This window comes from Caballeronia sp. SBC1 (assembly GCF_011493005.1).
GTDB lineage: Bacteria > Pseudomonadota > Gammaproteobacteria > Burkholderiales > Burkholderiaceae > Caballeronia.
On sequence record NZ_CP049159.1, the window covers coordinates 40221 to 65232 of the forward strand.

Genomic DNA, 25012 nt, shown 5'->3' on the forward strand with positions numbered 1-25012 from the left:
ACTGTTCAAGCAGAGAGTGCGATGCGTTGTTCGAGGAAGTGAGGCAGAAGGGGAACTTGATCGCAGCGTGAAATGCGGTCAGTCAGGTAGTCCCAGAACGAGATGCCCAGCTTGCGGCACGTCGCCTTTAGACTCGAGAACGTATCACGGCATTGTCGGCCGAGCTCGCTGCGCGTGCCGCCGCTGATCTTGCGCTTTTTGACCTGATCGCGAATGTCGCGTTCACTGCCGTTGGTATGCAGTGGTACTTCGGGGCGCTCTAACGCTAGCAGAAGTTCGGACTTGTTCATGTGAATGCGCCTGAGCAAACGATCGAGCGTCGCATAGCGGGTCTTCTGGATAAAAATATGGTCGAAGCGTCTTGCCAGTTCTCGCTTGCGTTTGGCGGTGGGGTGTAGCTTGTAGTCCTTCAGATCGGCATAGAGCGACCAGATCTCGCTACGCACGCGGGCGATGTCCTCCCGATGTTGATCATTGAGCGGTAGCATCTTGTGCACCAGTCTTTCCGCATGAACCCAACATAACCCATGGATCAGCACGTTGAACTGTCCTGCATCATCGCTGATGATGGCGAGATGCGCAGCCACCCCATGCCGCTTCAGGCTGCCTAGCAACGCGCCCTCGGTGGCAATGTTGCGGTAGCGTGGGGTGTTCATCCCCAAGCCATCCAGGTGGTGCCGCCACGCGCACTGATCGGCAAAGCTTGCGCTTTCGTGCTGACGCAGCGCGTCCAGGAACACGTGCGAGAGCCCCTGCGTTTTCATGTACGCGAGCGCGTCTTCGTTGATCTGGTAATCACCATGGCCCGCACGCAGTAACTCCAGGAAATTGATTCGGCTCTTCGAACGCGTGCTTTGGAACCAGGCAAAATATTCGTTACCGATGTGGGTAACGTAGCCGTTCTTGCCTTGATGCCGCGCGCCGGTATCATCGACCGTCACATACGCTGAAAGCGCCAGGCCAGTCGACAACAGCCCGTCTTTTTCCGCGTGAAAGCGCTCCTTGCCCACTTGCAGTAGCGCGTTCACCTGTCCCGACGAGATCTCGATGCCCCATTCCCGAAGTTGCTCGCATAGCAGCGGCTGCGTGACGTGGCAATGGTGATGTTGATAGAGCACATAGCTCGCCAGCATCGGGCCGAAATGCCCTCCCTGGACTGCCTGCGGAAGTTGCCCGATCAGGGTCTGGCCGTCCGGCGTTTCCCAGCGTGCAAGTCGATAGCGTGTATTGCGTGATTCGATCACCAGGTCCTGAACCACGAAATCACGATAGCCCTTGAATCGGGAACCGGGCGGGATCGGCTCGGCCGGCTCGATGACTTGGTCACAATCGATCTTCAGTTGCGACGTCTTACTTTTCTTTTCTGATCCGGGTCGTTTGGCGGGTTTCTCATTCTGCGTTCGATCCTGCTCGGCGGCTTTTCCAGCATCCTCGTTCATGCGGCTCGGCTTGAACGTCGGACGCTTCTTCTCTCCTTTGAGCACCGCGACTTCGTCTTTCAGATGCCCGCTCTCCTCCTGCACGCGATGGATGATCTCAAGCAATCCTTCGCCCCATGTCAGCAGCTTCATAACCGCGGGCGTCCGATCAGATTCGGCGACATACGGCACCGCGAGTTTCTTCATCACCGCAGCGGCCAACCTACGCGCGCTTCCTGGCTTTTCTGAGCTGGGCTGCTTCCTGTTTCAGTTGCTCAACCTCATCCTGCAAGCCATTGGCGATTGCTGCCAGTTGCTGAACCCACGCCAGCAATTCAAGCTCCGGTGGCGTTAGTCCTTCTCTTGCGATGTCGGGGAGCGCGAATTGATTTCGGAGGGGCATGAGTGCGGATGCAATGATGTTGACCCGACAAACGTTAACATCGCCATCCGCCGTTTACAAGCACGCAATTAGTTGCGGGACGAAACGATGGCATTGGCCTATCTTGACGGCGCGAGCAGATCAAACAACGCACTGTTGTGCGGTAGTTGCCCCGAGTTATTGAGAAGTTACAGCTGATGACGGCAAGTCGTTGATTTTATTGATTGTGCAGTGCGGCTAACGTACGATTTATTCCGTTTCCTAACGGCACCCCAAACCCCAATCGCTCTTCTCAGCACTGGGGTTTTGTCAATCCGGAACAACATGGTCACGCAAGAGTCCTGCAGACCGAAGCTCAGTACGACAGCACGTTGAACTCGCGCAGCACCCTCAGCGAACCCGGGTAGTCCTGAAATTCTTTGTACGGGGACTTGGCGGTCAGCTTGCCAAGCGCCCGGTCGAACAACACTACGGCTTCCTCGGTGTTCAGGTGCCTCGACATGTAGACGAATCCGTCCACGGTCGCCGGGTGCTTGTGAATCGCCAGCGACCATTGCAGCGGCAAGTCGTAGGGCACGATGGACGACAAGGACCCGTCCCCGCCCAGCCGCTTCAAGTGCTTGCCTGTCAGCACAGCCAGCTTCAGCTTACCGACTTTTAATCGCGCAACCCACCGGTCAAGCTCGTGTATGGCATTTTGAAGCCGCCCCTGTCGGAGGTTCGGTCATGAAGTACCGTCTCGGCGAAAGCGCAAGCGAGCGTGAACCCGAAATAACAGGTGCCGTACCGGTCGGCTGGCGGCAGATAACCGCGCGGGTCATCGAACCGGTTCAGCCCAGATTTTCCAAAATACGGCTCGCCGTTGTTGTGGCGGGAAATGCGAACAAGCTTCGCCGCGTCGATTTCGATGACGGGTAAAACCAGCGTGGAGAAGACAACATCAGGGGGTTTCAGGCTCAACGCGAGGCCTCCTCGGCGAACGCCGCCGCGACCCTGTTCACTTCTTCTACCTTGCCCTTGCGGAGCGCCTCCAGAGGGTTGATGTCCCCGAGCGACCCCTTCGCCGTTGTGAAGAAGTCCCACTTGGTCCAACCGGGCAGATCACCGAGTATGCGTGAGACATTCTCTAGCGTGGCACGGTTGACCTTTCCGTCCGCAAAGAATGCCGGAAAGTAGCTCTGGCCGTCAACATCGACCGTGAAGAGCCGGCGCGCGCGCGAGGCAGCGCTCACCGCTTGGCGGGTCAAGCTGAGAGCTGCCTGCAGGTCTGCCGACGAAAGCAGTTGCCGCTTGATGAGGCTTCGCCTGAATTCGCGCGAGGCGATCTCGAAGTCACCCTGCTTCACCGTTTCCGGCGCAGCGTCGTCCGGTTCCTGCGGTAACTCGAGGACCACCGGCTCAGTCAGATGCCCAGTCACCGGGCTGTCCGCTCGTTCAATCATGCGTCTGAACGAGCGAGCTTTCTGCTTGATGAGGCGTCCGACCTCGGCATCAGGCATCTCGAAGATGACCTCGAGGTCTTCCGCGTAAGAGAGAGCGCCGGCCGCATTGCCTAGCGCCCGGTCAACGGAATCGCCAGCGGCGTACCTAGTGACACGCTTCAGTGCCGTTGCTGTGGTCATTTCAGGCCTCCTCCTTCGGAATTCCCATACGTGAAAGGATTGCACAAATCCCCACGATTGTCAAACATGTCAAACATGTCAAACGATGACGTTTGTCATCGCCAGTCGCAGCAATGGGCCAGAGGGCTGGTCTGTCGCTGGCATGAAAAAGCGCCACTCAAGTAGGGGCGCAAATCAAATCACGTCGCCGTTACAAGCATCAGGCAGCAGTTTCTCCTTCGGGAAAAGCGGACCCGCCACGTCGTTACTTGAAGGACGACGGATACGCCCAGCCGAACGCACTCGGGTCACGCGGCCTCGGCGGTGAGGAGAAATTCGACGTTCAGAGACCGGTGCGCTACGCCGATTTGCGAATGAGAAACCGACATCAAATACGGACGCGATGCAATCAAGATTTTCGCGTGCGCGGCGATTTGCGCACCGGGTTACTGCTCTTGCGCGGGCCTGCTGTCGGCTTCGCTGCTGGCGCCTGCCGCTTGGCAGCGGCATGCGTCAGTGACAACGCCAGCTGGTCTCGCTGATCACGCGCCTGCGCCACTTCGTCGATGTAACGCGCGTTCGCCGTGCGCAGCGCGTCAAGCTTGCCCTCCAGGACACGGAGCTGCTGACGCAGGTCACCAAGTTGTCCCTGCAGCTTCTGCACCTCATCCCGATGGCGGCTGACGCCCTGCTCCGCTCTACGGTTAGCCGTATCAAGTTCCTTCTGTAAGCGCGTGGCCGCTTGCCGCTCGCGGTCGATTTCCAATAACGCCCGGGTTTCGGCGGCTTTAAGTCGCTCCTGCGCCAGCTTGCCGTCGCCACGCAGCTTGTCCAGTTCCGAGGCGAAGTCACGCCGGGCGGTTTCGAGCGCCCGCTGCAACTGCTGCTCGCCCTGTTGCGCGAGCTGGAGCTGATCCTGCAGCGTCGACACCGCGGCGACGGAGATGGCTAGCGCCTGGTCCCGTTCGATGATGCGGGTGTGCGCGCTGTCCAGCGCGGCCGCACTGCCCGTCAGTTCCTGGCGCAGTTGGTCGCGCTCGGCGTCGGCCTGAGTCTGCCGGGCCTGCGCCTCCGCGACCAAGCGTTGCGCCTCGAGCTGCGCGGCGGCCAGTTGGTCTTGCGCCATATCGACCGCCCGCGTCCAGAGCGCCGCCGCGAGCTCGCCGGTCGCCGATTGCAGTTCCGCCGGCAGGTCAGGATGCTCGATGGGGTAATCGTCCTTTTCGTGCAATTTGCGGCGGTTAGTGTCTAAAAACGCTTATTTATCAGTGGCTTGGTGAATGCGTGTTTCGAGGAAATGTTGCAGCACAGGAGATCCTTGCTGGACGGGGCTCTGCGGGCGATGACCGCCAGGAATTGCACGAAACGGACGATTACCCCCTCCGGGGGAGTCGCAAGGATGCGTGGTGCGGCATATTCGAACAGCGTCGCGCAGCCTGTCCTACGCGGTGGCGGTGATACCTCAAAAACTAGCGTACGCCTTACGCCAGCGCTCCCGTGCGTGCCTTGGGTGCGCGCGGAAGAGCACGCGACTTGCTCGCATGCCGCGTGCGGAGCTTGAATCAGGTACAAATTGCTCCAATTCGAAAGCCGGTGCTGCGAAAAAATCGCGGTTCAGATCCCGCGCATTTACCCGGTGGGTGCCCGCTCACCCAGGTCACTCGCGCATATTTCGACCAACTCGCTGTGGCCGAAGCCCTGCGTGTAATCAATCACGCTGACGATGACCGGCACGAGCTTAACGAAAACGAACTGACCTGCCTCTGCGGGGGGCGACATGTCCCACGCGGCGGGGAACCGCGCGAGCAGTCGGTCCATCGCCCGCGCACTCGCGGGGGAGTCGTCTGTCAGCACGTGCGCGGTCGCAGCCATCGAAACTCCTCTGATCTCGCTCCAGTCGTTGTACGGCATGCTTATCGTTGTCGACACCTTATTGCATCGCTGGATATTTTTGACTTTTTGACTGGTGCGCGCCGTGCCAAAGTAAAGAATCAGACCATCGTTCGCGTAACTTATCGCGTTCGCTTGCGGGTAACCGTCCTCACGCAGCGTCGCCAGAGACAAATCACGACCTGTTTCGAGGACCTCCAGCACAAATTTCTTCAGTCTTTCATCCATGGGTGTATCTCCCTGCCCGTTAGGCGGGTTGCGTTCCATTGATGGTGATAGCTTGGCGCCGCCGCAGGCACGTATGCTTGACCTACATCAACCTGGTGCTGATCCGCTTTGGCAACATTCAAGTGTCCTGCTTGCGCCTTGAAGGTCTGCGGATTTCCGCGCGGGCCAACGCATCACGCGCCAGCTGCCGCACCAGTACAAAAAGGAGCCTCCCCGTGCATACCTCCCGCCGTCATTTCATAATCCTTGCCGCGTCCGTGGCCTCAACCGCGGTACTCCACAACGAATCGCGAGCGGCCGCCCCTGAACTCTCAGAGAGCGACCGTACCGCTCAAACGCTCGGTTACAAATCAGATGCCACGCAGACAGATGCGGCAAAATATCCGAAATACCAAGCTGGGCAAGCATGTGCGAATTGTCAGCTCTACCAGGGCAAGCCCGGCGATGCGGAGGGCCCATGTTCGGTTTTCAGCGGCAAGCAAGTAAGCGCAAAGGGATGGTGTAGCGCATATGTGAAGAAAGCCTGAACGTAAGTCGTGTGTTCACCACGACACCGGCGAGTAAACTGGGCTCGAATTCCCACGACTTGCCACGCCTCGCGCCCGAGAAATCTTAGGGACCGCCGCCCAGACCACGCAACGTCGTGCCGGAAAGCACTTGTGGGCGTCGCGAAACCGACCACCCTTCAAACAAGCGAAGATGTAGCAACCGCTCCACGAGGACCTTGTCCACCGCATGCATCGCTTGATCGTTTCGACGTACACCTTGTCCTTTGCTGCTACCCGCTGCGGGACTAGTCAGCCCCCCTGAAACCAGACTGTTGGGCGCACCGAGCAACTGCTCGGTGCTTTTTTTGACCTTGGTCAAAACGCGGCGGCGGGTCGCTCCTATATTTGAGGGCATTTACGCAGGAGCGCCAGCAGGCTCTTCACGCTCGGTTCCCCACGTGCACCGACATGCAAGCCGGTGCACGTGGCTCATTAGGTACTTGCTGTGACAGGAAGTCACAGCGGCCCCGCTGTCTGACCAACGGTTCTTTCAGTTCGATGCATTGATTGGTCAGCACGCGGGTCGGCGATCTTGATAGTCAGCCTCATCACAGCCAAAAATATCCATCGATACGTAGAAATGCTAATTATAGATTAGTACAGAAAGCTGCTTCACTGTTGGCGAACAATTGCCGGTCGACGCGCAACAAGAACAACAAAGGGGACGCGATGGTTACCCAGATGAAAAGCGTTGTCGCTGCGCTGCTGGCGCTGGTCTTAGGAACGGTGTTATTTTGTTCGGAGGCCCGTGCGCTTCCCGCATTTGCCCGCCAGACCGGACTCGCCTGTGTGGCGTGTCACGTGAGCTTCCCCGAACTGACACCGTTCGGCCGCTTCTTCAAGATGACCGGCTACACGCTGTCGAACAACAACACCATTCCGCTCGCGGCGATGGCGCAGGTGTCACAAACCAACACCCGCTCGATCAACAGCACGTATTACGACTTTGCCCGCAATCAAGACATCGTACTTCAACAGGCGAGTGTGTTCTATGGCGGACGTATCGCAGGCCCCGTGGGTGCCTTTTCGCAATGGACTTACGACGGAGTCGCGCACCATAGCGGCATCGACAATACGGACATAAGGGCAGCTGGACATTTCACCCAGAACGACATCGACTTCATCTATGGGATGACGCTCAACAACAACCCCACCGTCTCGGACGTGTGGAACAGTACGCCCGCTTTCGGATTTCCCTACGCGTCCAGTAGCGTGTCACTTACGCCCATGGCAGGTACGATCATTGACGGCAGCCTGGCCCAGCAAGTAGCCGGCGCGACCGCCTACATGTTCTGGCAACGAAGTATCTATGCTGAGTTCGGCCTCTACCGTACGGCTGATCAGATGTTCTCATTCTTCCGTACAGGTCAGGACATAAATACACCTGGTGGTGTAGCACGCCTGAATGGCACTAATCCCTACTGGCGGCTCGCGTATAACGCGGAATGGGGTCCTCATTCGCTGATGGTGGGGACATATGGTCTGATCGCAAATAAATATCCGGACAACACCATCCCTGTTTCACCTACAGACAAATTCACCGATTACGCGCTGGATGCGCAATATCAGTTCATCACGCTAACGCACGCCATCACTGCGCAGGCCACCTGGATTCATGAAAAGCAGAACTGGAGCGCCAGTTACCCGAGCGGTGGAATCGGCGCAGGACCCACGCCGTCCAACCCAAATGATCACCTCGACACCTTCAAGGCCAAGGTGTCCTACTACTACCAACGCAAATATGGCAGCACGCTCGCGTTCTTCCAGACTACCGGCAACCCGGATCCGGGCTTGTACGGGCCCGTGCCAGTCACGGGCAGCGCCAATGGTCTTCCGGACACCCGTGGCGTGATTCTCGAGTTTGACTACCTTCCGCTACCCCAGGTTAAGTTATCGGTGCAGTACAGTTGGTTCCTCAAGTTCAACGGTGCGCGCTTCAACTATGACGGCAGCGGGCGAAATGCCAGCGACAACAACACGTTGTATCTGCTCGGATGGTTCGTATTCTGACGCACTGGCTCGGCAACCAGCATGTTCAACCCGCACAGCCTGACGAGAGCCCGCATGAAAAAATTGCCTACCTCACGGATACCGCTGGCTGCACTGCTTGTGGTATCTGCGCTGCTCTTGAGACCCGTCTCCGCGTGGGCCGAGGATGGCGCCCGCGTGGCCGCACAATTGTGTGCTGCGTGTCACGGCGTGCATGGTCACAGCGAGTCGCCGATGTTTCCGCGGCTGAATGCCCAGACACCGGAATACCTTATCGCCCAACTCAAGGGGTTCCGCGAACATGCCCGCGGCGAGACGGACGCGCGCTCATACATGTGGGCCATTGCATCTCAACTGGACGACTCAACCATCCAGTCGCTGGCCGAATATTTCTCTCACCAGGAGGCGATTCCAGGCGCAGCGGGCGATGCCGCCTTACTGGCAAACGGCCAGGAAATCTTCGAGCATGGCGTGCCGGACAAGGGGGTGCCGGCCTGCGCTTCATGCCATGGTCCGCAAGCCCAGGGTGCTGGCACGTTCCCGCGCCTCGCAGGGCAGCACCAGGAGTATTTGTTGCGTCAGATCGAGGTATTCAAGAACGGCACGCGCGCCAACGCACCGGTGATGAGCGCCGTCGCGCATACGTTGAGCGCCGACCAGGCCAAGGCGGTTGCAGCCTATCTGCAATCCAGATAAACGACTCGCAATTTATCCGGTGGGCGGGCGTTGACCCCAAGAACCGCCATGTCCGTGCACCGTGGATCTCCATCAATGCGGTGGCGTCCATGCTAGTTCTTTTGTGGTATGGACACCCGGACGAGATCAGGCGAAGGGCTCCGGTGCAAATAGACGCCATCAACCGAAGCGTGAACGCGAGTCGCGCATGCGTGGCTTCCGGGTTCCTGAACGCATGCAGGCTTTTCTGTCGAGCTTCGGACCGATATAGCAGCACTTCGCGCTCGAGCGACATTTACTGCTCGCCTCACTCTATCGCAAACAGCCCACCGCACGTTTTGCCACGTTGCACCGCTTCACTGAGCTTACCCAAGATCCGTCCGCTTTCTGAGAAAATTCGCGCCCTCTACGCTATGGCGTCGCTGACACCTCAACTTGACACCTCGGTTGCGCTCGCGATTATTGAGTCAATATGTCGCTTCGCAAGGTGCAATTCGACCTTACCGAATTGCACTTCAAAGGCAATACTGCGCCTGCAATTTGGAAAGCGGTCCTCTCGGCTCAATAAGCCATCCCATCAAAAACAAACTTCATCGGCCATTTCCGCTATTTGCACCAGAATCGCGGCATGCGCGTAAGGGGTTCGGCACATGCGACAAAATGCGCATCGACAGACCGACAAAAAAATCTACTATAAATACATGTTTTCGGAAAGACACAGTGTTGACTGGCTCGCCACTGTCAGGGATTCGCAACGCGCCGACCAACCGCCGTACGCTGAAGGGATGGCAGCGAAACAACTGTTCTTTGGAGTTCACTACCTGCGAGGAGATGAAAATGCTCAGCCCACATGAATTCGCAACCCTGATGCTCGTCAGGGACGCGCAGAATCAAGCCGACCTGAACCGTGGCGATCTGGATGCCCTGCTTGAGCACCAGTTCGTTTCCTTCGAAGAACTGATCTCTGGCGGCTGGCACCTACACCTGACCGTCCGCGGACAGTCAATCCTCAAAGCGGTGACTCGGAACTGAAGATCGACCGGAACTACGATTCCGGAATTGAAGCTTCGCGGGGCAAGGTTCTTGGCTGTTCCATTGTATTCAATAATTAGTCATGCAAATCAGTGATATTTTCACGACACTCTTAAAATTTGGCATCCTGACAGACACCGCATGTCCCAATCATCGACGAAGAGGCCGTGATGCTGACCCCTCGCGAAGATAGAAATCGTCTAGCAGCTCGACTTCAATACACTAAATTCGAAAACCATCCGGATACTAAGCGCCTCCCGGATGAAAAGTTCGGGAATGCGCTGTTGACCTATTTCATTGCGGGTGTCTACAGTTCTCCTTTGTTCGCATCTTGCGAAACGCCTCCGTTGCCACCGAACCGGCCGAACTCATGAACCAGCAACATTGCATGTTCTGCCGTACGACTGACGCGCCTTTTCTTGCTCCATCGTCCAAGCGGATCGTAGCCCTCTCCCGGAACGTACCGGATGATCGAGCTGGAAATACGTCGAGGCAGCGCAGGCGACATGGGACGCAGCTCCCTGTAGATCGCGATGGGCAGCTCTCATCTGAAGACGCCCGCCGATCCAGTGGGTACAAGTCAATGAGCCGGCGGACGATGCCGACTTGCACCGTACACCGACATGGAGAGTCTGATGCGTATCACCGTTCATCCCGCCGACACGGTCGACCGCGTTGACCCCAGCGCCAACGCGATCCACGGGCTCGGCACAGAGTCGCGCAAATGGTCGCGCGAAGGTAACGGGGACTGGACCTGCCCAAATGGGGGTCGTTGCAGCGCGACTCTGCGGGCCCGCTGATCTGCGGACCGGCCTATACGCCGGCGCTGTGCCTCCTCGACGGACCCGACCTCGATGGATTCGCCGCTCCTATTTTCACCGTAGCCCGATCAAGTGTCTTATTATGGCTCATGCAACCTAGGGTCGGCGACAGGTGATGCCATGGACAAAACCAACCATGTAGCGCGCGATTTCACGCGGCAGGCCATCGAGCTCTTTTATCATGCGCATACTGTCCAAGACGTTGAGCTACTTAGGACCGTTGTAACGCCTGATTGGGAATACGTTCCCCCTTCCTTCGGATCGAACGTGGGGCCTGACCAAATGGTTCCCGTGTTCGCGGATTTAACTTTGGCGCTGCCGGACATCAAAATTACCGTCTTGGATGTTTTGGTCCACGGAAACATGGTTGGCGTGCGTGCGCGAGTCAGCGGAACCCAGTCAGGGCCGCTGAAGGGCATCCCACCAACATCCAAACCAATCGAGTTTGCGATCCACTCGTTCCACGAGTTCCGCGATGGTCGCATCGCCAAAACGTGGCATCTCGAAGACTGGCTAAGTGTGTTCCATCAGCTCGGTGAGCTGCCACCCAGCCTAAAAAAGTAACGCGGAGCGCATAAATCAGTTTAGTCGCAGTAAGGATTTTTCGAGCGGGACGACTGCGACAGGACGCGCCCGCCTCGTTTCAACAGCCACAATATATTGTGGGCGGCGAGCGGCAAATTCCTTCTTGTGTCAGAACCATCACTCGCCCCTTTTCTCGGGCCAGTCTAACGGGCGCTCACCTATCGCCCACTCGCTCGGAGGGTCGCCGTCCGCTGTGTTTTGATACAACCGGCTACCGCAGACTGTGCAGCACCAGTTGCTACTGACCTTCGTCGTGTGGCTAGGAGGAGCACCGAACGCACTGAAGCCCGAAGCCGCGAGGTCGCCGTGCGGCGGCGCAGTTGATGGCTTTCCAGCCAATTCCCGACAAGCATTGCAAGGTTGCATAACTGTCTCCAACGAATCTTTTCGAGGGATCGTGGCCGTCTCGCGAAGTCCAGTTCTCGTCGATCGCCCACTTGTGGGCGAACTCGATTGCGTCGGCCTCACGCTCGAACTGGCCCGTGGCGGCGGAGGAGCATTCGATTCGCTGGTCGGCGCGCTCAGATTCTCTTGAATAATCTTCGCGTGAGCGAAGTAAGCGCCGAGCGAAAAATCTGCCACGCCACGCCTCAACAGGATGTCGCTGGAGCTTTGTCACATTCCCGGAGCGGTCGCCGAAGATCGTGTGATGAAGAATTCTAAACCGCTGTATCACGGTCATCGCTTCCCAGGCGCAGTTATCAGTGGCGCGGTGCGCTGGTATTCCGGTTTCAGTTGAGCTTTCGCGACATCGAAGAGGTGCTGTTCGAGCGCGGGATCGTCGTGAGCTATGAAACGGTCCGCTGATGGTGTGACAAATTCGGCGCCGGCTTCGCACACCAAGTGAAAGCGGCCCGTCGCAAGACTGGCACCACATGGCATCTTGATGAGGTGTTCCATTGACTCACTTCACAATTCCTGTTGTCATTATCTTTCCAAGCCACGAAATTATCCACCTTATACGAGACAGGTGTTGCGGTTCACATTTGATAGCGCCCTATGAAAAATTGGGCAACGGCTGTGAGTCGACTTTCGTAGCTATGGCTCCTTTAAGGCCATCTTTGCTATTGGATTGAATCCAATCATGTGTGTCCGTTAGGCACGCAGACCAGCGGCTTCCAGTCCGCACGTTCCAGCAACCAATCTCATGGCCAGCTAAATAAATCGAGCCTCGCGCAACGATATCTTTGTCACTAGATACGAGGTTGTCGGCACATCCATTCAACAGTTCGATATCGGACGTGATCTTATTCGTCGAAACGCGTTTCATGGAAAGTGTGTCCATACGATGTGAGCGCATTGATTCGGTCGCTCACCTTTACTAAGATAGCCGACATCGGTAGCACACCGACGCGGCGGGTCGCTTATCGAATCTGAACAGTCACCGCTTGACTACCTTTCGGCCCCTGCTCGATTTCGAACGCTACTCGCTGGTTCTCTCGCAGCACTGCAAACAGGTTGCCACTCGCTTCCGAACGACATACGAATAAACACTCGCTGCCATTGTCCGGCTCGACGAAACCATATCCTCTCCTCTCGTCGTACCACTTTACCGTACCGGTAAGCATAAGTTTCCCAATTGTCCAATCCGCGGGCTGCGCTCGCAGGTTTGCAAGTCCGAGGCCATTTCAGCCCAACAGTCTTCGACCATAAGATTAAAAACGTTCTTCGGGTCACAATTTCAGTTTAGGTATGCTATAAAGTTTCGCGTTGACGCACGTCAAGATTTAGCTCCGCTGGGTTTTCGGTTCGCACCTTGAACAAGCAGGAGTGATACGCCCGACACGGGGTAGTCGCCCTCTTCGTGCAGGTTCTGGCGGTTAGTGTCTAAAAACGCCTATTTCTCAGAGGCTTGGTGAATGCGTGTTTCGAGGAAATGTTGCAGCACAGGAAATGTCTTCTGGACGGGGCTCTGCGGGCGATGACCACCAGAAACTGCACGAAAAGGATGATTACCCTGCATCGTGCTTCGTCCGCGCGGAATCCATCCCAGTAAAATCACACCTTGCGTGTCCGCGGTGATTTGACAGCCGGCCCACTGCTTGTGCGCGAGCCGGCCGTCCGCTTCGCCGTCGGCATCTTCTGCTTGGCAGCGGCATGCGTCAGCGACAACGCCAGTTGGTCTCGCTGCTCACGCGCCAGCGTCGCTTCATCAATATAACGCGTGTTGGCGGTGCGCAGCGCGTCAAGCTTGCCCTCCAACACGCCGAGCTGCTGACGCAGATCACCAACTTGTCCCTGCAGCTTCTGCACCTCCTCCCGATGCCGGCTGACGCCCTGCTCCGCTTTACGGGTAACCGTATCAAGGTCCTTCTGCAAGCGTGCGGCCGCTTGCCGCTCGCGGTCGATTTCCAGCAGCGCCCGGGTCTCGGCGGCTTTGAGCCGCTCCTGAGCTAGCTTGCCGTCGGAACGTATCTTGTCCAGTTCAGAAGCGAAGTCCTGCCGGGCGGTTTCGAGCGCCCGCTGCAGTTTCTGCTCGCCTTCGCGCGCGAGTTCTACCTGCTCTTGCAGCGTCGACACCGCAGCGACGGAGATGGCCAGCGTCTGGTCCAGTTCGATGATGCGGGCCTGCGCGCCCTCCAGCGCGGCGGCACTGCCCGTCAGTTCCTGACGTAACTGGTCGCGTTCGGCCTCTGCCCTCGCCTGCCCGGCCTGCGCCTCCGCGACGGATCGTTGCGCCTCGAGCTGCGCGGCGGCCAGTTGGTCTTGCGCCATATCGACCGCTCGCGTCCAGAGCGCGGCCGCCAGTTCGCCCGTCGCGGACTGCAGCTCCACCGGCAGGTCGGGATGCTCGATACGCACCCGGCTCTTGTCACGCAGGGTGGCCCAGAAGCGCGTCAGCGCCTCGGCCGGCGCGTTCATGCTGCCCTTCTTCACCAGTTGATAGAGCCGGTTGGCGGTCGGCGTGATGCCATGCCGGAAAAACGTAAGCGGTCCATTTCTGACGTCTATCAACTGTAGAAGAGAGCGAGGAGCATAGGTGTCCACCTATTGGAGGTGGACACCTATGCCGGGCAAAGACTCAGAGTTAAGAGTAGTTCGACGCAGCCGCGATGGACGTCGCCGCTACGACGCAAAAGCCAAGCTTGCGCTCGTTGAGGCCGCGCTGCGTCCCGGACCGGGCATGTCGGTTGCCCGACTGGCGCAAGAGCACGGAATCAACGCGAACCTGCTGCGCAAGTGGATCGCGAAGCACCTGATAGATCGAGAGAAAGGCATCTCATCGGTATCGCACGATGACGACGCGGCCGAACCTAGTCGACCTTCGGCGGTGGTGATCGACGGCGTACTCATCGACATGCCGAATTCGCATATGCGCACCCCGTCTGTGGAATTGTCACCTGCATTCGTGCCCGTCGTTTCTGCTGCGCCGACGCGGCCACGCACCCCTGCGTCACCGTCGATGACGCTCGCCCTACATGTGCGCCTGTCGAACGGTGTCGAGTTCGACCTCGGAGAGGCGAGTGTCGACGAACTGACGACCGTTGTCCAGATGCTGGGGAGGCTGCCGTGTTCCGGTTCGACGAAAACCTAAAGGTCTATGTACACCGTGATGCCGTCGACTTTCGCTATGGCATGAACAGCCTGTCAATTCTTGTCGAGCAGTCCATGCGTCTGAATCCGATGGATTCATCACTCTACGTGTTCGGCAACAAGCGACGCGATCGGATCAAAATTCTCGCCTGGGATGGCAATGGATTTTGGCTTATGCTGAAACGATTAGAATCAGACTATTTCGCGTGGCCTGACAACGAGGCCAAGATTGTGACGCTTTCCCTTGCGCAGTTGCATTGGCTCCTTGAGGGCATCAACATTGCCGCAGTCCAACGACATCCGAAGCGAAATTATGCACGCGTGAGCTGAACACGTCCTTAGCATTGCTGTCTAAGCAGTATGCCGATCAACGTGACCATCGACGCCGACGAACTTAAGGCACTGCTCGCGATACGCGAGGAGCACGCGGCGCTTCGACTCGAGAGCGATGAACTACGAAGCACACTGCGTCTCGTAACCGCGGAACGGGACCTTGCTGAAGAGCGGCTACGCGCCTACCGTCGTGAACTGTTTGGCGCGAAAGGCGAATCGCGCAGCTTGGACCAACTCGGCCTGTTCAACGAAGCCGAAGCACTTGGCACGAACGCGACGCCTTCGCAAGAAGATAGCCCCGAGACCACGGTCGGCGCGCACAAACGTAAAAAACGCGGTCACCGCAAACCCCTCGACCCCAATCTGCCGCGCGAGCCCGTTCGGCATGAGCTTCCCGAAGCGGAACGCTTCTGCGCGCATGATGGCCATGCGCTCGTCGAGATCGGCGTTGAAATCAGCGAGCAGCTCGACGTGATTCCCGAGCAAGTTCGCGTTATCCAGCACCAACGCGTTAAGTATGCATGTCCGTGTTGCGATCTCGGCATCAAGGTCACGCCGGCGCCCCAACGCATCATCCCCCGCGGGCTCTTGACCGAATCGGCACTCGCGTGGATCGCCACCGGTAAATATCAGTTCGGTATGCCGATCTATCGTCAGGCCGGCTTGCTGTGGCGCTTCGGTGGTGACATCTCATCGAACACACTCGCCGCAAGCATGGTCCGCATCGGTCTCGCAACACAGCCTGTGATTAACCTGATGCGCGATGCGCTGCTCGATGCGCAATTGATCTACTGCGACGAGACGACGTTCCAGGTCCTGAAGGAGGAAGGGCGAAAGCCGCAAACGAAAAGTTATCTCTGGGCGCAGATGACTGGTTCGGGCATCCCAATAAGATGCTTCACTTATACGCCTGGCCGTGGCACCAAGCTGGCTGATAAATTGTTTGCTGGTATCCGCCAAGGCGCGGTCCTGATGACGGATGGATACGAACCCTACAACAGCATCTCCGAACAGCATCAACTTGTGCATCTTGGATGCTGGGCGCATTCGAGGAGGTACTTTGTGAAGGCCGAAGACAACGTACCCAAAGCAGCGCGCTCTCCTGATCTGCTTGCAACGCGCTTTGTTAAATTGATCGGCAAACTGTTCGCGGCCGAAGCCCGTAGTGAGACGTGGACGGGCGAGCGGCGACAGCGATTGCGACGGTAGCCGTATGCTGCGCCACCCGGTGATTCGAGCTTAGTGATCGATGCCGCGTCGGCCATGATCTGCGTCAACAAGTCTCTCAACCCGTAACGACCCGGCACAATTGAGGACGTTTGGCTCCTTGGACAAGTGTGGTATAGACGTCCAGATAGTGGTGCGCCATCAATTCCGAGCTGAAGCGCTTGACAAAATGCTCACGGACTACTGGGCGCGAGAGCGCATCGAGTTGTGTCAGCGCTTCGACCGCGCCTTGAACGTCGTCGACGATATAGCCCGTTACTCCGTGTTCAATCACTTCGGGTACCGAGCCACGATTGAACGCGATGACGGGAGTGCCGCAAGCCATTGCCTCAATCATCACCAGGCCAAACGGCTCTGACCAGTCGATCGGAAACAGCAGCGCCCTCGCCCCTGACAGGAACGCGGGCTTCTGCGCTTCACTGATCTCACCGAGGAACTCAACATGTGCCTGCGACAGCAGTGGTTCGATCGCGCTTCTGAAGTACGCTTCGTCCGCCTTGTCCACCTTCGCGGCAATTTTCAGCGGCAGCCCTGCTAGCGCTGCGATCTCAATGGCCAGATCGACGCGCTTTTCTGGACAGATACGTCCGAGGAAAGCGAGATATTCCGGTTGCGTTTTCGGCTGCGGCATCAGCAGATTCTCGGGCAGGCCGTGATAGATCGTGCGGAGCCACTTTGCCTGCGGTAGTGGCATGCGCTGCGAATCCGAAATCGATACCACCGGGGCCAGCGGGAACATGTCGAACACCGGTTGTAGTTCCGGCAGATCGAGGCGTCCGTGCAGCGTCGACAGGAACGGCACGCCGAGTTCCGAAAACGCCGGGAAAGGCAGGTAACTCAGGTGAAAATGCAGCACGTCGAACTCGTGAGCGACGCGACGCACCTTTTCAAGCAGCAGGAGGTGCGGGGCAAAGGTGTCGCTGATCGTTGGGTCGAGACGCAACGCGTGCGGCCACGCCGGCACGAGGTGCGCGGTTGTCTGTGAGTCACCGCTTGCGAACAGGGTGACTTCGTGACCCAGATTAACCAGCGCTTCAGTAAGGTAAGAGACCACGCGTTCCGTACCGCCATAGAATTTCGGCGGAACGGCTTCGTACAGCGGGGCGACCTGTGCAATACGCATTTGTGAGACGCTCCCTTCAGACACATCGCTCAGCGGCACCTCAACGCGAGGGGTGGCGGACCAGCCTGTCGGCTGGGCCGGACGAGCGCTCCACCGCCTGCACGCCACCGTCATTTGGCGAGTGTCGATTTCGCACGCAGCATTTGTACGATGCGTTGCCATTCCCGCCGTTGGTCTTAAACGCGGTCAAGATTCCATTCGAGGCGCTAGCGCGCCCTCGCGACATGCGCCGCTCAGGCCGGCTTCCGCCCGGAATCTTTTATGGCTTTCTTGACGTCGCCGACCTTCTTGCGCGCTTCGCCGACTGCTTGCTGGATATCGCCTTTGACTTCCTGTTTCGTGTCGCCGGTGGCCCGACCAACGGTTTCATTAATCTTGCCTTTTACCTTCTCCGCAGTGCCCTTGACCTGATCCTTGTTCATGATGAATCCTCCAGTGCGTGATTGATCTCGTGGGTGATGTTGCTGTGCACCCCGAGCGCCCGATGATTACGGAGCCGCGTATTTGAATTCGGGCAACGTTTTCAGAGAGTCTTTCGTACCGCCCCGAAGCAGTATCTGCTTGTCGGCGATCTGGAGGCTGCTAAATGGCACCGCCACCAGGTGCGTACCCATTCCGAGGAACCCTCCGACCGATAGAACGACGTAGGTCGCGCTATCCTTTGGATTGACGATCAGATCGTCAATCGTCCCAATTTTGTCGTTGTTTTCGTTGTACACCGTGGCGCCAACGACCTTTGACGCCCGATATCCCGATGCCAACTGGACCACGTCGACCCGACTCGTCGTAATCGACTGTGCTGTCCCCTGCGCACGTCCTGTCCCAGTGGTCAGCGTGGTGACAATAATTACCGCGGAAACGACCATCGCGAATTTCATATAAACCTCGGCAAGCGCATTTGCTTGCGCAGACCACCGTTCCCAAATATGTGGAAGAGGAACCCCGCTTTACGACGTGCGCGGGACCGGATCGACGGATGGCTTCGACACGGGATGGGGACTTGTGGTGGCCTGACACACTACGATGCAGGAAGTATCGCCGAACCTTCGCTGTTACTGTTGATCCAGGTCAATGACGCTGAATGGGTGCCAGAAAGGGATGTCTGGTGCTCCTGGCACTCGCGAAGGTGGCACCGCCCTGACTCGCGGACCTCGTGGTGAAACAGCCGCTGATCGAGTGAGCCGGGGCCTGTATAAGGACGGGGCACGAACTCGCGATCGCTGCAGGTGTGAGCGCCATACTTACAATGACCGGGATAGCGACGCCATTCACCCTGCGACGCCCGCCACCTTGACCGCCCGAGCTACGTCTCGAATTGAATCGACTCGGTACCGGCTAACGGCAACGAGCGGCCATCGCACGCTGGCGCCAGTTCTAGCATGATTGGCGACGCGCTCGACTGAGGAATAAACCGGCACCGTTTATGTCGTAGCGCAACGTCCACGGGAACCGATCTGTTAGCAACAACCACTTGCGCGATCACACGCTTCGTGCGGTGCGCTCGCCCGGGCTTGCTATCTGCGATTGAGTTAGATCAAGTCCGCAGCCGCCAGACGCACTACAAATGAATTATGTGACTCGTCCCCCGTTTCTGCCGTTCAGGCAGCAGAAACCCAGGACCGCATGACCACACCACATGTGTAACAGACACGACCTACGCCAGTCGAGTCGACGTTCTTAGGAACTTATGGGCGGTCAAGATTAAGATTTCTTAACGCAAGTTGTTCAACCGACAAATCGGAGACGCCTCATGAGCATTGTCTTGTTTTGTAAGCCTTCATTCCGCACTGCGCTGATCGTTGCCGGTCTGGCTGCTGGCCTTGGCATCGGCACGGCTCATGCCGCCACCGGCGATGAATCCAATCCGCAGCCTCATAGCGATAGCGCCGGCGCAGTGGTCACCGACACCGTCATCACCGCCAAGGTGAAGGCCAAACTGATGGGTGAGGAGAGCCTCAAGAAATCCGACATCAGCGTGACCACCACCAATGGCGTAGTCACGCTCGATGGGTCGGCGAGCAGTGCGAACGCAAAGTCCGTGGCGGAGGCAGCGGCAGGGTCGGTCGAGGGGGTCACGAGTGTTGACAACAACCTGAAAACGCCTGCGAGCAGCAAGGCATCGGCCGGGGCGCACAAGGCCGTTGCGAAGACGGAGCGGGTTGTATCCGATAGCTGGATCACCACCAAGGTGAAATCCGAGATTCTCGCTGACAGCGTCAGCAAGGGCTTCGATGTGAGCGTGAAGACAATTCACGGCGTGGTGGTGCTAAAGGGTACCCTGGAAAACCACGACGCCATCGCTCACGTCAAGGACATCGCCGAAAAGGTAAAAGGCGTGAAGAGCGTGGACACGTCCGAACTCACCGTCTCCGATCAGTGAACCGGGCTCATTGAAACACGGAGTCGAAACCGGAGAAATGCCATGTTGGGAACAATACTGATCGTCGTGCTGGTCCTTGTATTGATCGGGGCGATACCGACCTGGCCGCACAGCCGTTCGTGAGGCTATATGCCCAGTGGGTTGCTGGGCGTGGTGTTGATCATTGTGATTGTGTTGCTGCTTCTGGGCAGGATATAGGCGCGAAATTTCCGCTTCGCAGGCCATTCCCGGGCCGTCGTTGTTGGGTGCTTTATCGGAAAAATCGCGACCGGCCCGCGATGCGCATGTGGCGGGTCAAACGAGGCAGCACATGGTAGGCGGGCTTCGCGGCTGTGTACGCTGTCGTACCGCATCTGCATCCGCCCTGGCGTAATTTTTTAACATGAATGGGAGCAGATCATGCTAAGAAGAAGATTCATATTGAATGCGTCCGGATCAATCCTTGCCATTGGCCTCGCGGTCGCGGGCTGCACGATGACCGGGGAGTCCAACACGAGTAGGCAGCAGGCCGACAAGCGTCACACCATTGATGCGGGCGTCGACTCAACCCTTGCACGCCTTTACACCACCGCCAACGGCTCGCGTGAACTCGTCGGCAAGGCCCGTGGTGTGCTGGTGTTCCCGTCGGTCGTCGACGCCGGCTTCGTCGTCGGCGGCCAGTATGGTGAAGGCTCGCTGCGCGTTGGCGGGCGCACGGTCGGGTACTACAGCACCACAACCGGTTCGATCGGGTGGCAGATCGGCGCGCAATCGAGGGCGATCATATTCCTGTTCATGACCGAGGACGCGCTCGACCGGTTCCGCAATAGCGAAGGCTGGTCGGTGGGCGCCGATGCGTCCGTGGCGGTACTGAAGGTCGGCGCGAACGGCGCTGTGGATACGAGCACCGCGACGGCGCCGGTCGACGCGTTCGTGCTCACGAACAGCGGGTTGATGGCCGGCGTGGCGCTCGACGGCACGAAGGTCACGAAGCTGAAGTCACTGTAACGAGCCACGCCGGCGCGGCTGGTTTGCGTCCATTTATCGTTTTCGATCTTACGGAGGCGGCATGCACATTCTCACGAGCGCAGGCCCTTTGGTTTCGCTGATCGCCGGCATTCTGATCCTCGTCGTGCCTCGCCTGTTGAATTACATTGTTGCGATCTACCTGATCGTCATTGGCCTGCTCGGGCTGTTCGGGGGCCACCTCCACTGACCCGGTACCGCCCATGCAAAAAGGACGACACCGCGAACCGTGGAGCACGGTTAAAGCTGTCAACACGGATTTCTGGTGGTGCTGGGGACCGGTTGGTTGTCGTGCGACAGTCTTATTTCGGTCCACGCCAGCAGAAAGAGATGAAGGAACAGTCATGAACAAGCGAGCACTGGTATGGATGCTGATCGCCCTGTCACTGATGGCCGCCCTGAGCGCGTGCATCCTCGTTCCTGTCGGGGGCGACCACCACCACGGCGGCGACGATTACCACCGCAGCGGCGATTACCACGAGCACGACTAGTAGATCGTTTCATCAAAAACATTACGTATTAAGCCACGCCGAGGTCGACCTTTTTCCAGCGGAAGACAGCCGGTGAAGCATTGAATTCCTCGATGCCCCTCAGAATGCGCTCCTTCAGTTCATCGATCGATTTGACTCGGATGTGGCGCAGGAAAGTGCGGGCCATCTTGGAGAGTGAACCATTCCGGGGGCTGGAGTCTCCATGCCGCCTCCTTTAGCGCCGCTGGTTCCTCCCCTCTCATTCCCGGAAACCAGCGAGCGAAGGTTTTCCGCAGATCGTCGTTCAGGACCTGCACGCGGGTTTGCAGCAGCAGATGCGCGCCGCGTTGGGTCCAACGCATCTGCTGTTTTTTCACAAAGCGCTTGCTGACCACGTAGTTCACGGTCGACTCGGCAAACGCTGTGGAGATCGTCTCGTCGTGCCGGTAGCGGTCGCCGTAGTTCGGAATGAACGCCTGGTTGGCTTCGATAGAGCTGTGGAATTCCCGTACCGCCTTCTCCAGCTTCTTCCTGTTCGCCGGGTTTTCTTCCAGCATCCCCGGGTCGTCATCCAGGTCACTGATCCGTTGCAGGGCGTGCAGGACATTGCCGTGCCAGAGATTCCATTTGAGGCTTTCCAGGTGTCTCTCCAGATCGGCCAGCCCGGTTGCAGTTTCCGGGTATTTGTCGTCGGGCTTCGGTTCCGCCGTCATCCCCTTGATCATCTGCCTCATGACGGTCAAGCGCATGGTGATGTGGAACCAGTCGAGCAGATGTTCGGATTCCGGGCTGAGATAGTGCTGCAGATCACGTACGGTGTCGCCGCCATCCGACAGAAACACGACTTGCTGATTCATTTGCAGACCCTGCGATTTCAGCACCTCGTAAAGCCGGCGCTTGGGCTTGGTGTCGTACTTGTTGACGAATGCAAACACCTTGGCGCCGCCCTCGGTCTGGACACTCTTGCCGGCAATGACCTCGAACCAACCTTCGGATTTCGACTTCTGGTCCGAAGCATGCACATAGCCGCCGTCCAGGCCGACCGTCAAGGGTGGTCCCGGTGCCGGTTGTTTCGCCCAATCGCCGGGACAACCTTCAATGAACTGGAACTGTTCCTCGCCCAGCTCACCCTCGATCCGTTCGGCAACGCGTCGCAAGTGGCGCCGCATGGACGTGGAGCTGATCTCTTCGGCGATCGGCAGGATTTCCGTTAGCAACTCAACGCTAAGCCCATAGGACATCAGCGAAGCGAACCTGGTCTCCAGATACAGCAGTTCCGGCGCGCAATGCGAGCTCAGCAGCTCTGCCAGGGGGCTTGAACTATGGCGGCCGTGGTTTTGGCAGGGGCAGTCGTAAAGACGGGGGCTGACGAGGTTGAATTTCCCGAACAGGGTCCGATAAACGAGGGGATGTCGCCCTTTCCGGGTCCGGTGCGCTCCGCAGTCTGGGCAAGTCTTGAATTTCTCGAGGTATTCCACGATCTGCTCGGTGACCACGGCCTGCTGCATGCCGTGTAGCAACACTTTCGCCTCCGCGAGTGTCAGGCCGAGTTCCTCCGGCCGCAGCGCACCGCGCTCCAGCCGGGCGATTTCCTCGACCTTCTCCGGTTCACCGTTTTCGGCTTCAATGACTACCTGGATTCGCACTTTCATCGCCAGCTCCTGTCGATTGCCGCACCCGGCCTCATCGTGGATCGCGTACTGCTTGAGCCGGCGGTTGATCCCGCGCCGGTCAAAATCATCCAACGTCAGCCAGTCGCGCAACTCTTCGATATCCACGCCCCGATCCCGAATGGCCTCGATGTCGTTGGCTTCCAGGTCGTCCTCGATGTCCCCGAGTAATTCCTCAACGCGCGACGGGACCGCATCCCGTCGTGCCATGAAGGCCAGGGGGCCACCACAGTCTTCCGGCGGCGTCCGCCGCTTGCCGCCAATGCAGCACGGATAGGTACGCCCGTCGTCCAATGCCAGGCGCGCGTCAACGCACACTTCGTGTTGCCAGCCGTCGCCGAAGTTGTACTCGTAGCGGAAGCGTTCGTTGATACGGAATTGGAAATCGCCCAGTCGAACCTGGTCGGGATGTGTCGAGAAGCAGGTGCCGCCGTCTTGGTACACACCAAAATCCTGGCCATGGATGTGAAACAGATTCAAATGCGCGTCGCTCCAGCCGAAGGCGATCTGCAGCGTGTAATGCAGGTCGGCGATCGTGCTGTCGCTGCGCACCAGTAACCGGCGCCAGATCATCGGACTGATCTGGCGAATCCATAAGTGGAGCCGGTAAGCCACGGCGCTGGTTGCGTTTGGCATAGTCACCTAAGCTTAGTAGAGGACCGTCAGAGTCACTTAATTCTGACGGTCGAAACGATGCCTTGAAAGGCCCGCCAGGATTGGAGATCCAGGTACCGGTGCGGATTTCGGCGATGGTGATCAGCCGTTTCGGTGAACGTGATCAGTATGGAAGTTGGTGTTGCGCGGTCAGAGAATTATAACGAAGGTGATCACGATGGGGATGAGTCGGATTGCTTTGCGTTGGTCTTTCGCATCGAATCGCCTTTTATTGGAAGCCTATGCGCTTGATGCACGAGCCGGTCGAGGATTGCGTCGGCGAGCGTGGGGTCTTGCAACCACGCATGCCAATGTTCAAGGGGCAACTGCGAGGTGATGATCGTCGAGCGCGAGCCCACGCGGTCGTCGATCACTTCGAGTAGGTCGTTTCGCGCTCCCTGATCGAGTTCCTGCAGTCCCCAGTCGTCCAGCAATAGCACGTCAATCTTGGCGAGTTGAGCGAGACGGCGTGTGAAGCTGCCGTCGCCATGGGCGATGCGCAACTCTTCGAACAGGCGCGCAGCGCGCACGTATAACGCGGAGAACCCTTGGCGGCATGCCTGCTGCGCAAAGGCGCACGCGATCCAGGTTTTACCGGCGCCGGTCGGTCCACTCAGGATGATGTTCTGGGCGTTGCGGATCCAGTTGTGAATGGCGGTCAGAAAGCGCGTTTAAACGGCGGCGGCCCGCTTTAACACTGACTGAGACGTATTTCGAACTTTTGTGAGGATGTCGGGTATTTCGGTTGAGCGAGATGATATCGGCGCGTCGAAGGGAGCCCGGAGGGCGAGTAAAGACGCGCCCGGCGATGTTGCGTACGGCTGATGTTTGGGTGACGCGAGAATACGAAGGGGGTAAAACAAGAGCTTACCGCCGGAGAAACGGCCTGACACCGGTTCAAACCGCCAAGTTCCCACCGATGTCAGACCCCACGCGTGCACGGAGCAAGGGTGTGCAATGAGTATTGCACGCTCGGCCGGCTCTGTCGATATCGCCTCGGCATTGACGGAATTTTGCGATGCCGGCGACGGGCCGCTTTTACGTTTGTGCGCGCTGCCGTGCGCAGGTGGTCATCTGCCGCTACTGCGATCGCGGCCAGATTTACTGCGATGGCGACTGCTCGGGCGCGGCCCGTCAGAACGGGGTCCGGGAAGCCGGAAGTCGCTACCAGCGCAGCCGCAATGGACGCCTCGCGCATGCCGAGCGAATGCGCCGCTATCGCGCGCGTCTAAATAAAGTGACACATCAGGGTTCCCCATCGGCTGCCGCCGGTGCTCTACTGCAAGCGAACCCGGCAACGGCGGCCAAAGCAACCGCGCCCGACATTCGGAGGCGTTTGCCTGCGCAGTGCCACTTCTGTCAACGCGCTTGCTCGACATTGGTACGCCTTGGAGCATTGCATGGTCGGGTTCCTCGATATGTTCGTACTACTACAGACATAACTGGA

The 25012-nt window shown here is 58.2% G+C and carries 23 protein-coding genes and 8 pseudogenes; 15 read left to right on the forward strand and 16 right to left on the reverse strand.

The window, feature by feature from the left end; translation table 11 throughout:
- Positions 1-5: 5 nt before the first annotated feature.
- From SBC1_RS35145 to SBC1_RS35170, 7 genes are all read right to left on the reverse strand, one after another.
- Positions 6-1571, reverse strand: coding sequence for a transposase (locus tag SBC1_RS35145; protein WP_165989230.1), 1566 nt, complete (start codon positions 1569-1571; stop codon positions 6-8).
- A 70-nt stretch (positions 1572-1641) separates the two neighbouring features.
- Entirely contained in the window at positions 1642-1821 is a 180-nt protein-coding gene (locus tag SBC1_RS35150; RefSeq protein ID WP_165102141.1) for a hypothetical protein, read from the reverse strand.
- A gap of 334 nt (positions 1822-2155) precedes the next feature.
- The gene (locus tag SBC1_RS40210) at positions 2156-2434 is read right to left on the reverse strand and encodes a hypothetical protein (protein ID WP_241202420.1); all 279 of its coding nucleotides are present in this window, start codon (positions 2432-2434) and stop codon (positions 2156-2158) included.
- A gap of 23 nt (positions 2435-2457) precedes the next feature.
- A complete protein-coding gene (locus SBC1_RS40215; protein WP_241202419.1) occupies positions 2458-2760 on the reverse strand; it encodes an RES domain-containing protein in 303 nt (100 codons plus the stop codon).
- Complete coding sequence (locus SBC1_RS35160) at positions 2757-3422, reverse strand: hypothetical protein (RefSeq protein ID WP_165105857.1); 666 nt, start codon at positions 3420-3422, stop codon at positions 2757-2759. The genes SBC1_RS40215 and SBC1_RS35160 overlap by 4 nt, the downstream gene beginning before the upstream one ends.
- A 388-nt stretch (positions 3423-3810) precedes the next feature.
- Positions 3811-4632, reverse strand: a complete 822-nt coding sequence (locus SBC1_RS35165) for a DNA-binding protein (RefSeq protein WP_165105853.1) — start codon at positions 4630-4632, stop codon at positions 3811-3813.
- A 398-nt stretch (positions 4633-5030) separates the two neighbouring features.
- The gene (locus SBC1_RS35170; protein ID WP_165105850.1) at positions 5031-5519 is read right to left on the reverse strand and encodes a pyridoxamine 5'-phosphate oxidase family protein; all 489 of its coding nucleotides are present in this window, start codon (positions 5517-5519) and stop codon (positions 5031-5033) included.
- 215 nt (positions 5520-5734) lie between these two features.
- Here SBC1_RS35170 and SBC1_RS35175 point away from each other — a divergent pair, with 215 nt between their 5' ends.
- The 7 genes and pseudogenes from SBC1_RS35175 to SBC1_RS40725 all read left to right on the forward strand — a co-directional run.
- The gene (locus SBC1_RS35175; RefSeq protein WP_165989232.1) at positions 5735-6046 is read left to right on the forward strand and encodes a high-potential iron-sulfur protein; all 312 of its coding nucleotides are present in this window, start codon (positions 5735-5737) and stop codon (positions 6044-6046) included.
- Between the two features lie 822 nt (positions 6047-6868).
- Positions 6869-8077 carry a cytochrome C gene (locus SBC1_RS35180; protein ID WP_206366205.1) on the forward strand — a complete coding sequence of 403 codons (1209 nt, stop codon included), beginning with the start codon at positions 6869-6871 and terminating at the stop codon, positions 8075-8077.
- Between the two features lie 54 nt (positions 8078-8131).
- The gene (locus SBC1_RS35185; protein ID WP_165105845.1) at positions 8132-8752 is read left to right on the forward strand and encodes a cytochrome c; all 621 of its coding nucleotides are present in this window, start codon (positions 8132-8134) and stop codon (positions 8750-8752) included.
- Between the two features lie 145 nt (positions 8753-8897).
- A pseudogene (locus tag SBC1_RS40220) lies at positions 8898-9122 on the forward strand (IS6 family transposase); the annotation flags it as partial.
- 446 nt (positions 9123-9568) lie between these two features.
- Entirely contained in the window at positions 9569-9763 is a 195-nt protein-coding gene (locus tag SBC1_RS35195) for a hypothetical protein (RefSeq protein WP_165106602.1), read from the forward strand.
- 941 nt (positions 9764-10704) lie between these two features.
- Positions 10705-11148 carry an ester cyclase gene (locus SBC1_RS35200; protein ID WP_165105843.1) on the forward strand — a complete coding sequence of 148 codons (444 nt, stop codon included), beginning with the start codon at positions 10705-10707 and terminating at the stop codon, positions 11146-11148.
- Between the two features lie 670 nt (positions 11149-11818).
- Positions 11819-12066, forward strand: a pseudogene (locus SBC1_RS40725) (IS6 family transposase); the annotation flags it as partial.
- Between the two features lie 467 nt (positions 12067-12533).
- Here the strand turns inward: SBC1_RS40725 and SBC1_RS35210 are convergent.
- Positions 12534-12737: a cold-shock protein gene (locus SBC1_RS35210; protein ID WP_165105840.1), complete on the reverse strand. Its 204-nt coding sequence runs from the start codon at positions 12735-12737 to the stop codon at positions 12534-12536.
- Positions 12738-13167: 430 nt separating this feature from the next.
- Complete coding sequence (locus SBC1_RS35215; RefSeq protein ID WP_165105838.1) at positions 13168-14157, reverse strand: DNA-binding protein; 990 nt, start codon at positions 14155-14157, stop codon at positions 13168-13170.
- A gap of 19 nt (positions 14158-14176) precedes the next feature.
- Here SBC1_RS35215 and SBC1_RS35220 point away from each other — a divergent pair, with 19 nt between their 5' ends.
- From SBC1_RS35220 to SBC1_RS35230, 3 genes and pseudogenes are all read left to right on the forward strand, one after another.
- Positions 14177-14704 (forward strand): transposase, encoded by a 528-nt coding sequence (locus tag SBC1_RS35220; protein ID WP_165989154.1) that lies wholly within the window; start codon positions 14177-14179, stop codon positions 14702-14704.
- Positions 14680-15033 (forward strand): IS66 family insertion sequence element accessory protein TnpB, encoded by a 354-nt coding sequence (tnpB, locus tag SBC1_RS35225; protein ID WP_165105835.1) that lies wholly within the window; start codon positions 14680-14682, stop codon positions 15031-15033. The genes SBC1_RS35220 and tnpB overlap by 25 nt, the downstream gene beginning before the upstream one ends.
- A 30-nt stretch (positions 15034-15063) precedes the next feature.
- Positions 15064-16242 (forward strand): annotated as a pseudogene (locus SBC1_RS35230) (IS66 family transposase); the annotation flags it as partial.
- A 79-nt stretch (positions 16243-16321) separates the two neighbouring features.
- Here the strand turns inward: SBC1_RS35230 and SBC1_RS35235 are convergent.
- The 3 genes from SBC1_RS35235 to SBC1_RS35245 form a co-directional block, all read right to left on the reverse strand.
- Positions 16322-17386, reverse strand: coding sequence for a glycosyltransferase family 4 protein (locus tag SBC1_RS35235; RefSeq protein WP_165105834.1), 1065 nt, complete (start codon positions 17384-17386; stop codon positions 16322-16324).
- A gap of 233 nt (positions 17387-17619) precedes the next feature.
- Complete coding sequence (locus SBC1_RS35240; protein ID WP_165105833.1) at positions 17620-17808, reverse strand: CsbD family protein; 189 nt, start codon at positions 17806-17808, stop codon at positions 17620-17622.
- A 66-nt stretch (positions 17809-17874) separates the two neighbouring features.
- A complete protein-coding gene (locus tag SBC1_RS35245) occupies positions 17875-18264 on the reverse strand; it encodes a PRC-barrel domain-containing protein (RefSeq protein ID WP_165105832.1) in 390 nt (129 codons plus the stop codon).
- Positions 18265-19136: 872 nt separating this feature from the next.
- Between SBC1_RS35245 and SBC1_RS35250 the strand changes: the two genes are divergently transcribed.
- From SBC1_RS35250 to SBC1_RS35270, 5 genes and pseudogenes are all read left to right on the forward strand, one after another.
- On the forward strand, positions 19137-19766 hold the full coding sequence (locus tag SBC1_RS35250) for a BON domain-containing protein (protein WP_165105831.1): 630 nt from the start codon (positions 19137-19139) through the stop codon (positions 19764-19766).
- Between the two features lie 42 nt (positions 19767-19808).
- Positions 19809-19964: pseudogene (locus SBC1_RS35255) on the forward strand (DUF3309 family protein).
- Between the two features lie 201 nt (positions 19965-20165).
- Positions 20166-20753 carry a YSC84-related protein gene (locus tag SBC1_RS35260; RefSeq protein WP_165105830.1) on the forward strand — a complete coding sequence of 196 codons (588 nt, stop codon included), beginning with the start codon at positions 20166-20168 and terminating at the stop codon, positions 20751-20753.
- Positions 20754-20814: 61 nt separating this feature from the next.
- A complete protein-coding gene (locus tag SBC1_RS35265) occupies positions 20815-20961 on the forward strand; it encodes a DUF3096 domain-containing protein (RefSeq protein WP_006413561.1) in 147 nt (48 codons plus the stop codon).
- 154 nt (positions 20962-21115) lie between these two features.
- On the forward strand, positions 21116-21262 hold the full coding sequence (locus tag SBC1_RS35270; protein WP_165105829.1) for a hypothetical protein: 147 nt from the start codon (positions 21116-21118) through the stop codon (positions 21260-21262).
- 28 nt (positions 21263-21290) lie between these two features.
- Here SBC1_RS35270 and SBC1_RS40230 read toward each other — a convergent pair.
- From SBC1_RS40230 to SBC1_RS35285, 4 pseudogenes are all read right to left on the reverse strand, one after another.
- A pseudogene (locus SBC1_RS40230) lies at positions 21291-21440 on the reverse strand (IS630 family transposase); the annotation flags it as partial.
- 25 nt (positions 21441-21465) lie between these two features.
- Positions 21466-22893, reverse strand: a pseudogene (locus SBC1_RS35275) (ISKra4 family transposase); the annotation flags it as partial.
- 270 nt (positions 22894-23163) lie between these two features.
- Positions 23164-23547 (reverse strand): annotated as a pseudogene (locus SBC1_RS35280) (plasmid pRiA4b ORF-3 family protein); the annotation flags it as partial.
- Positions 23548-23738: 191 nt separating this feature from the next.
- Positions 23739-24212 (reverse strand): annotated as a pseudogene (locus SBC1_RS35285) (ATP-binding protein); the annotation flags it as partial.
- Between the last annotated feature and the right edge of the window lie 800 nt (positions 24213-25012).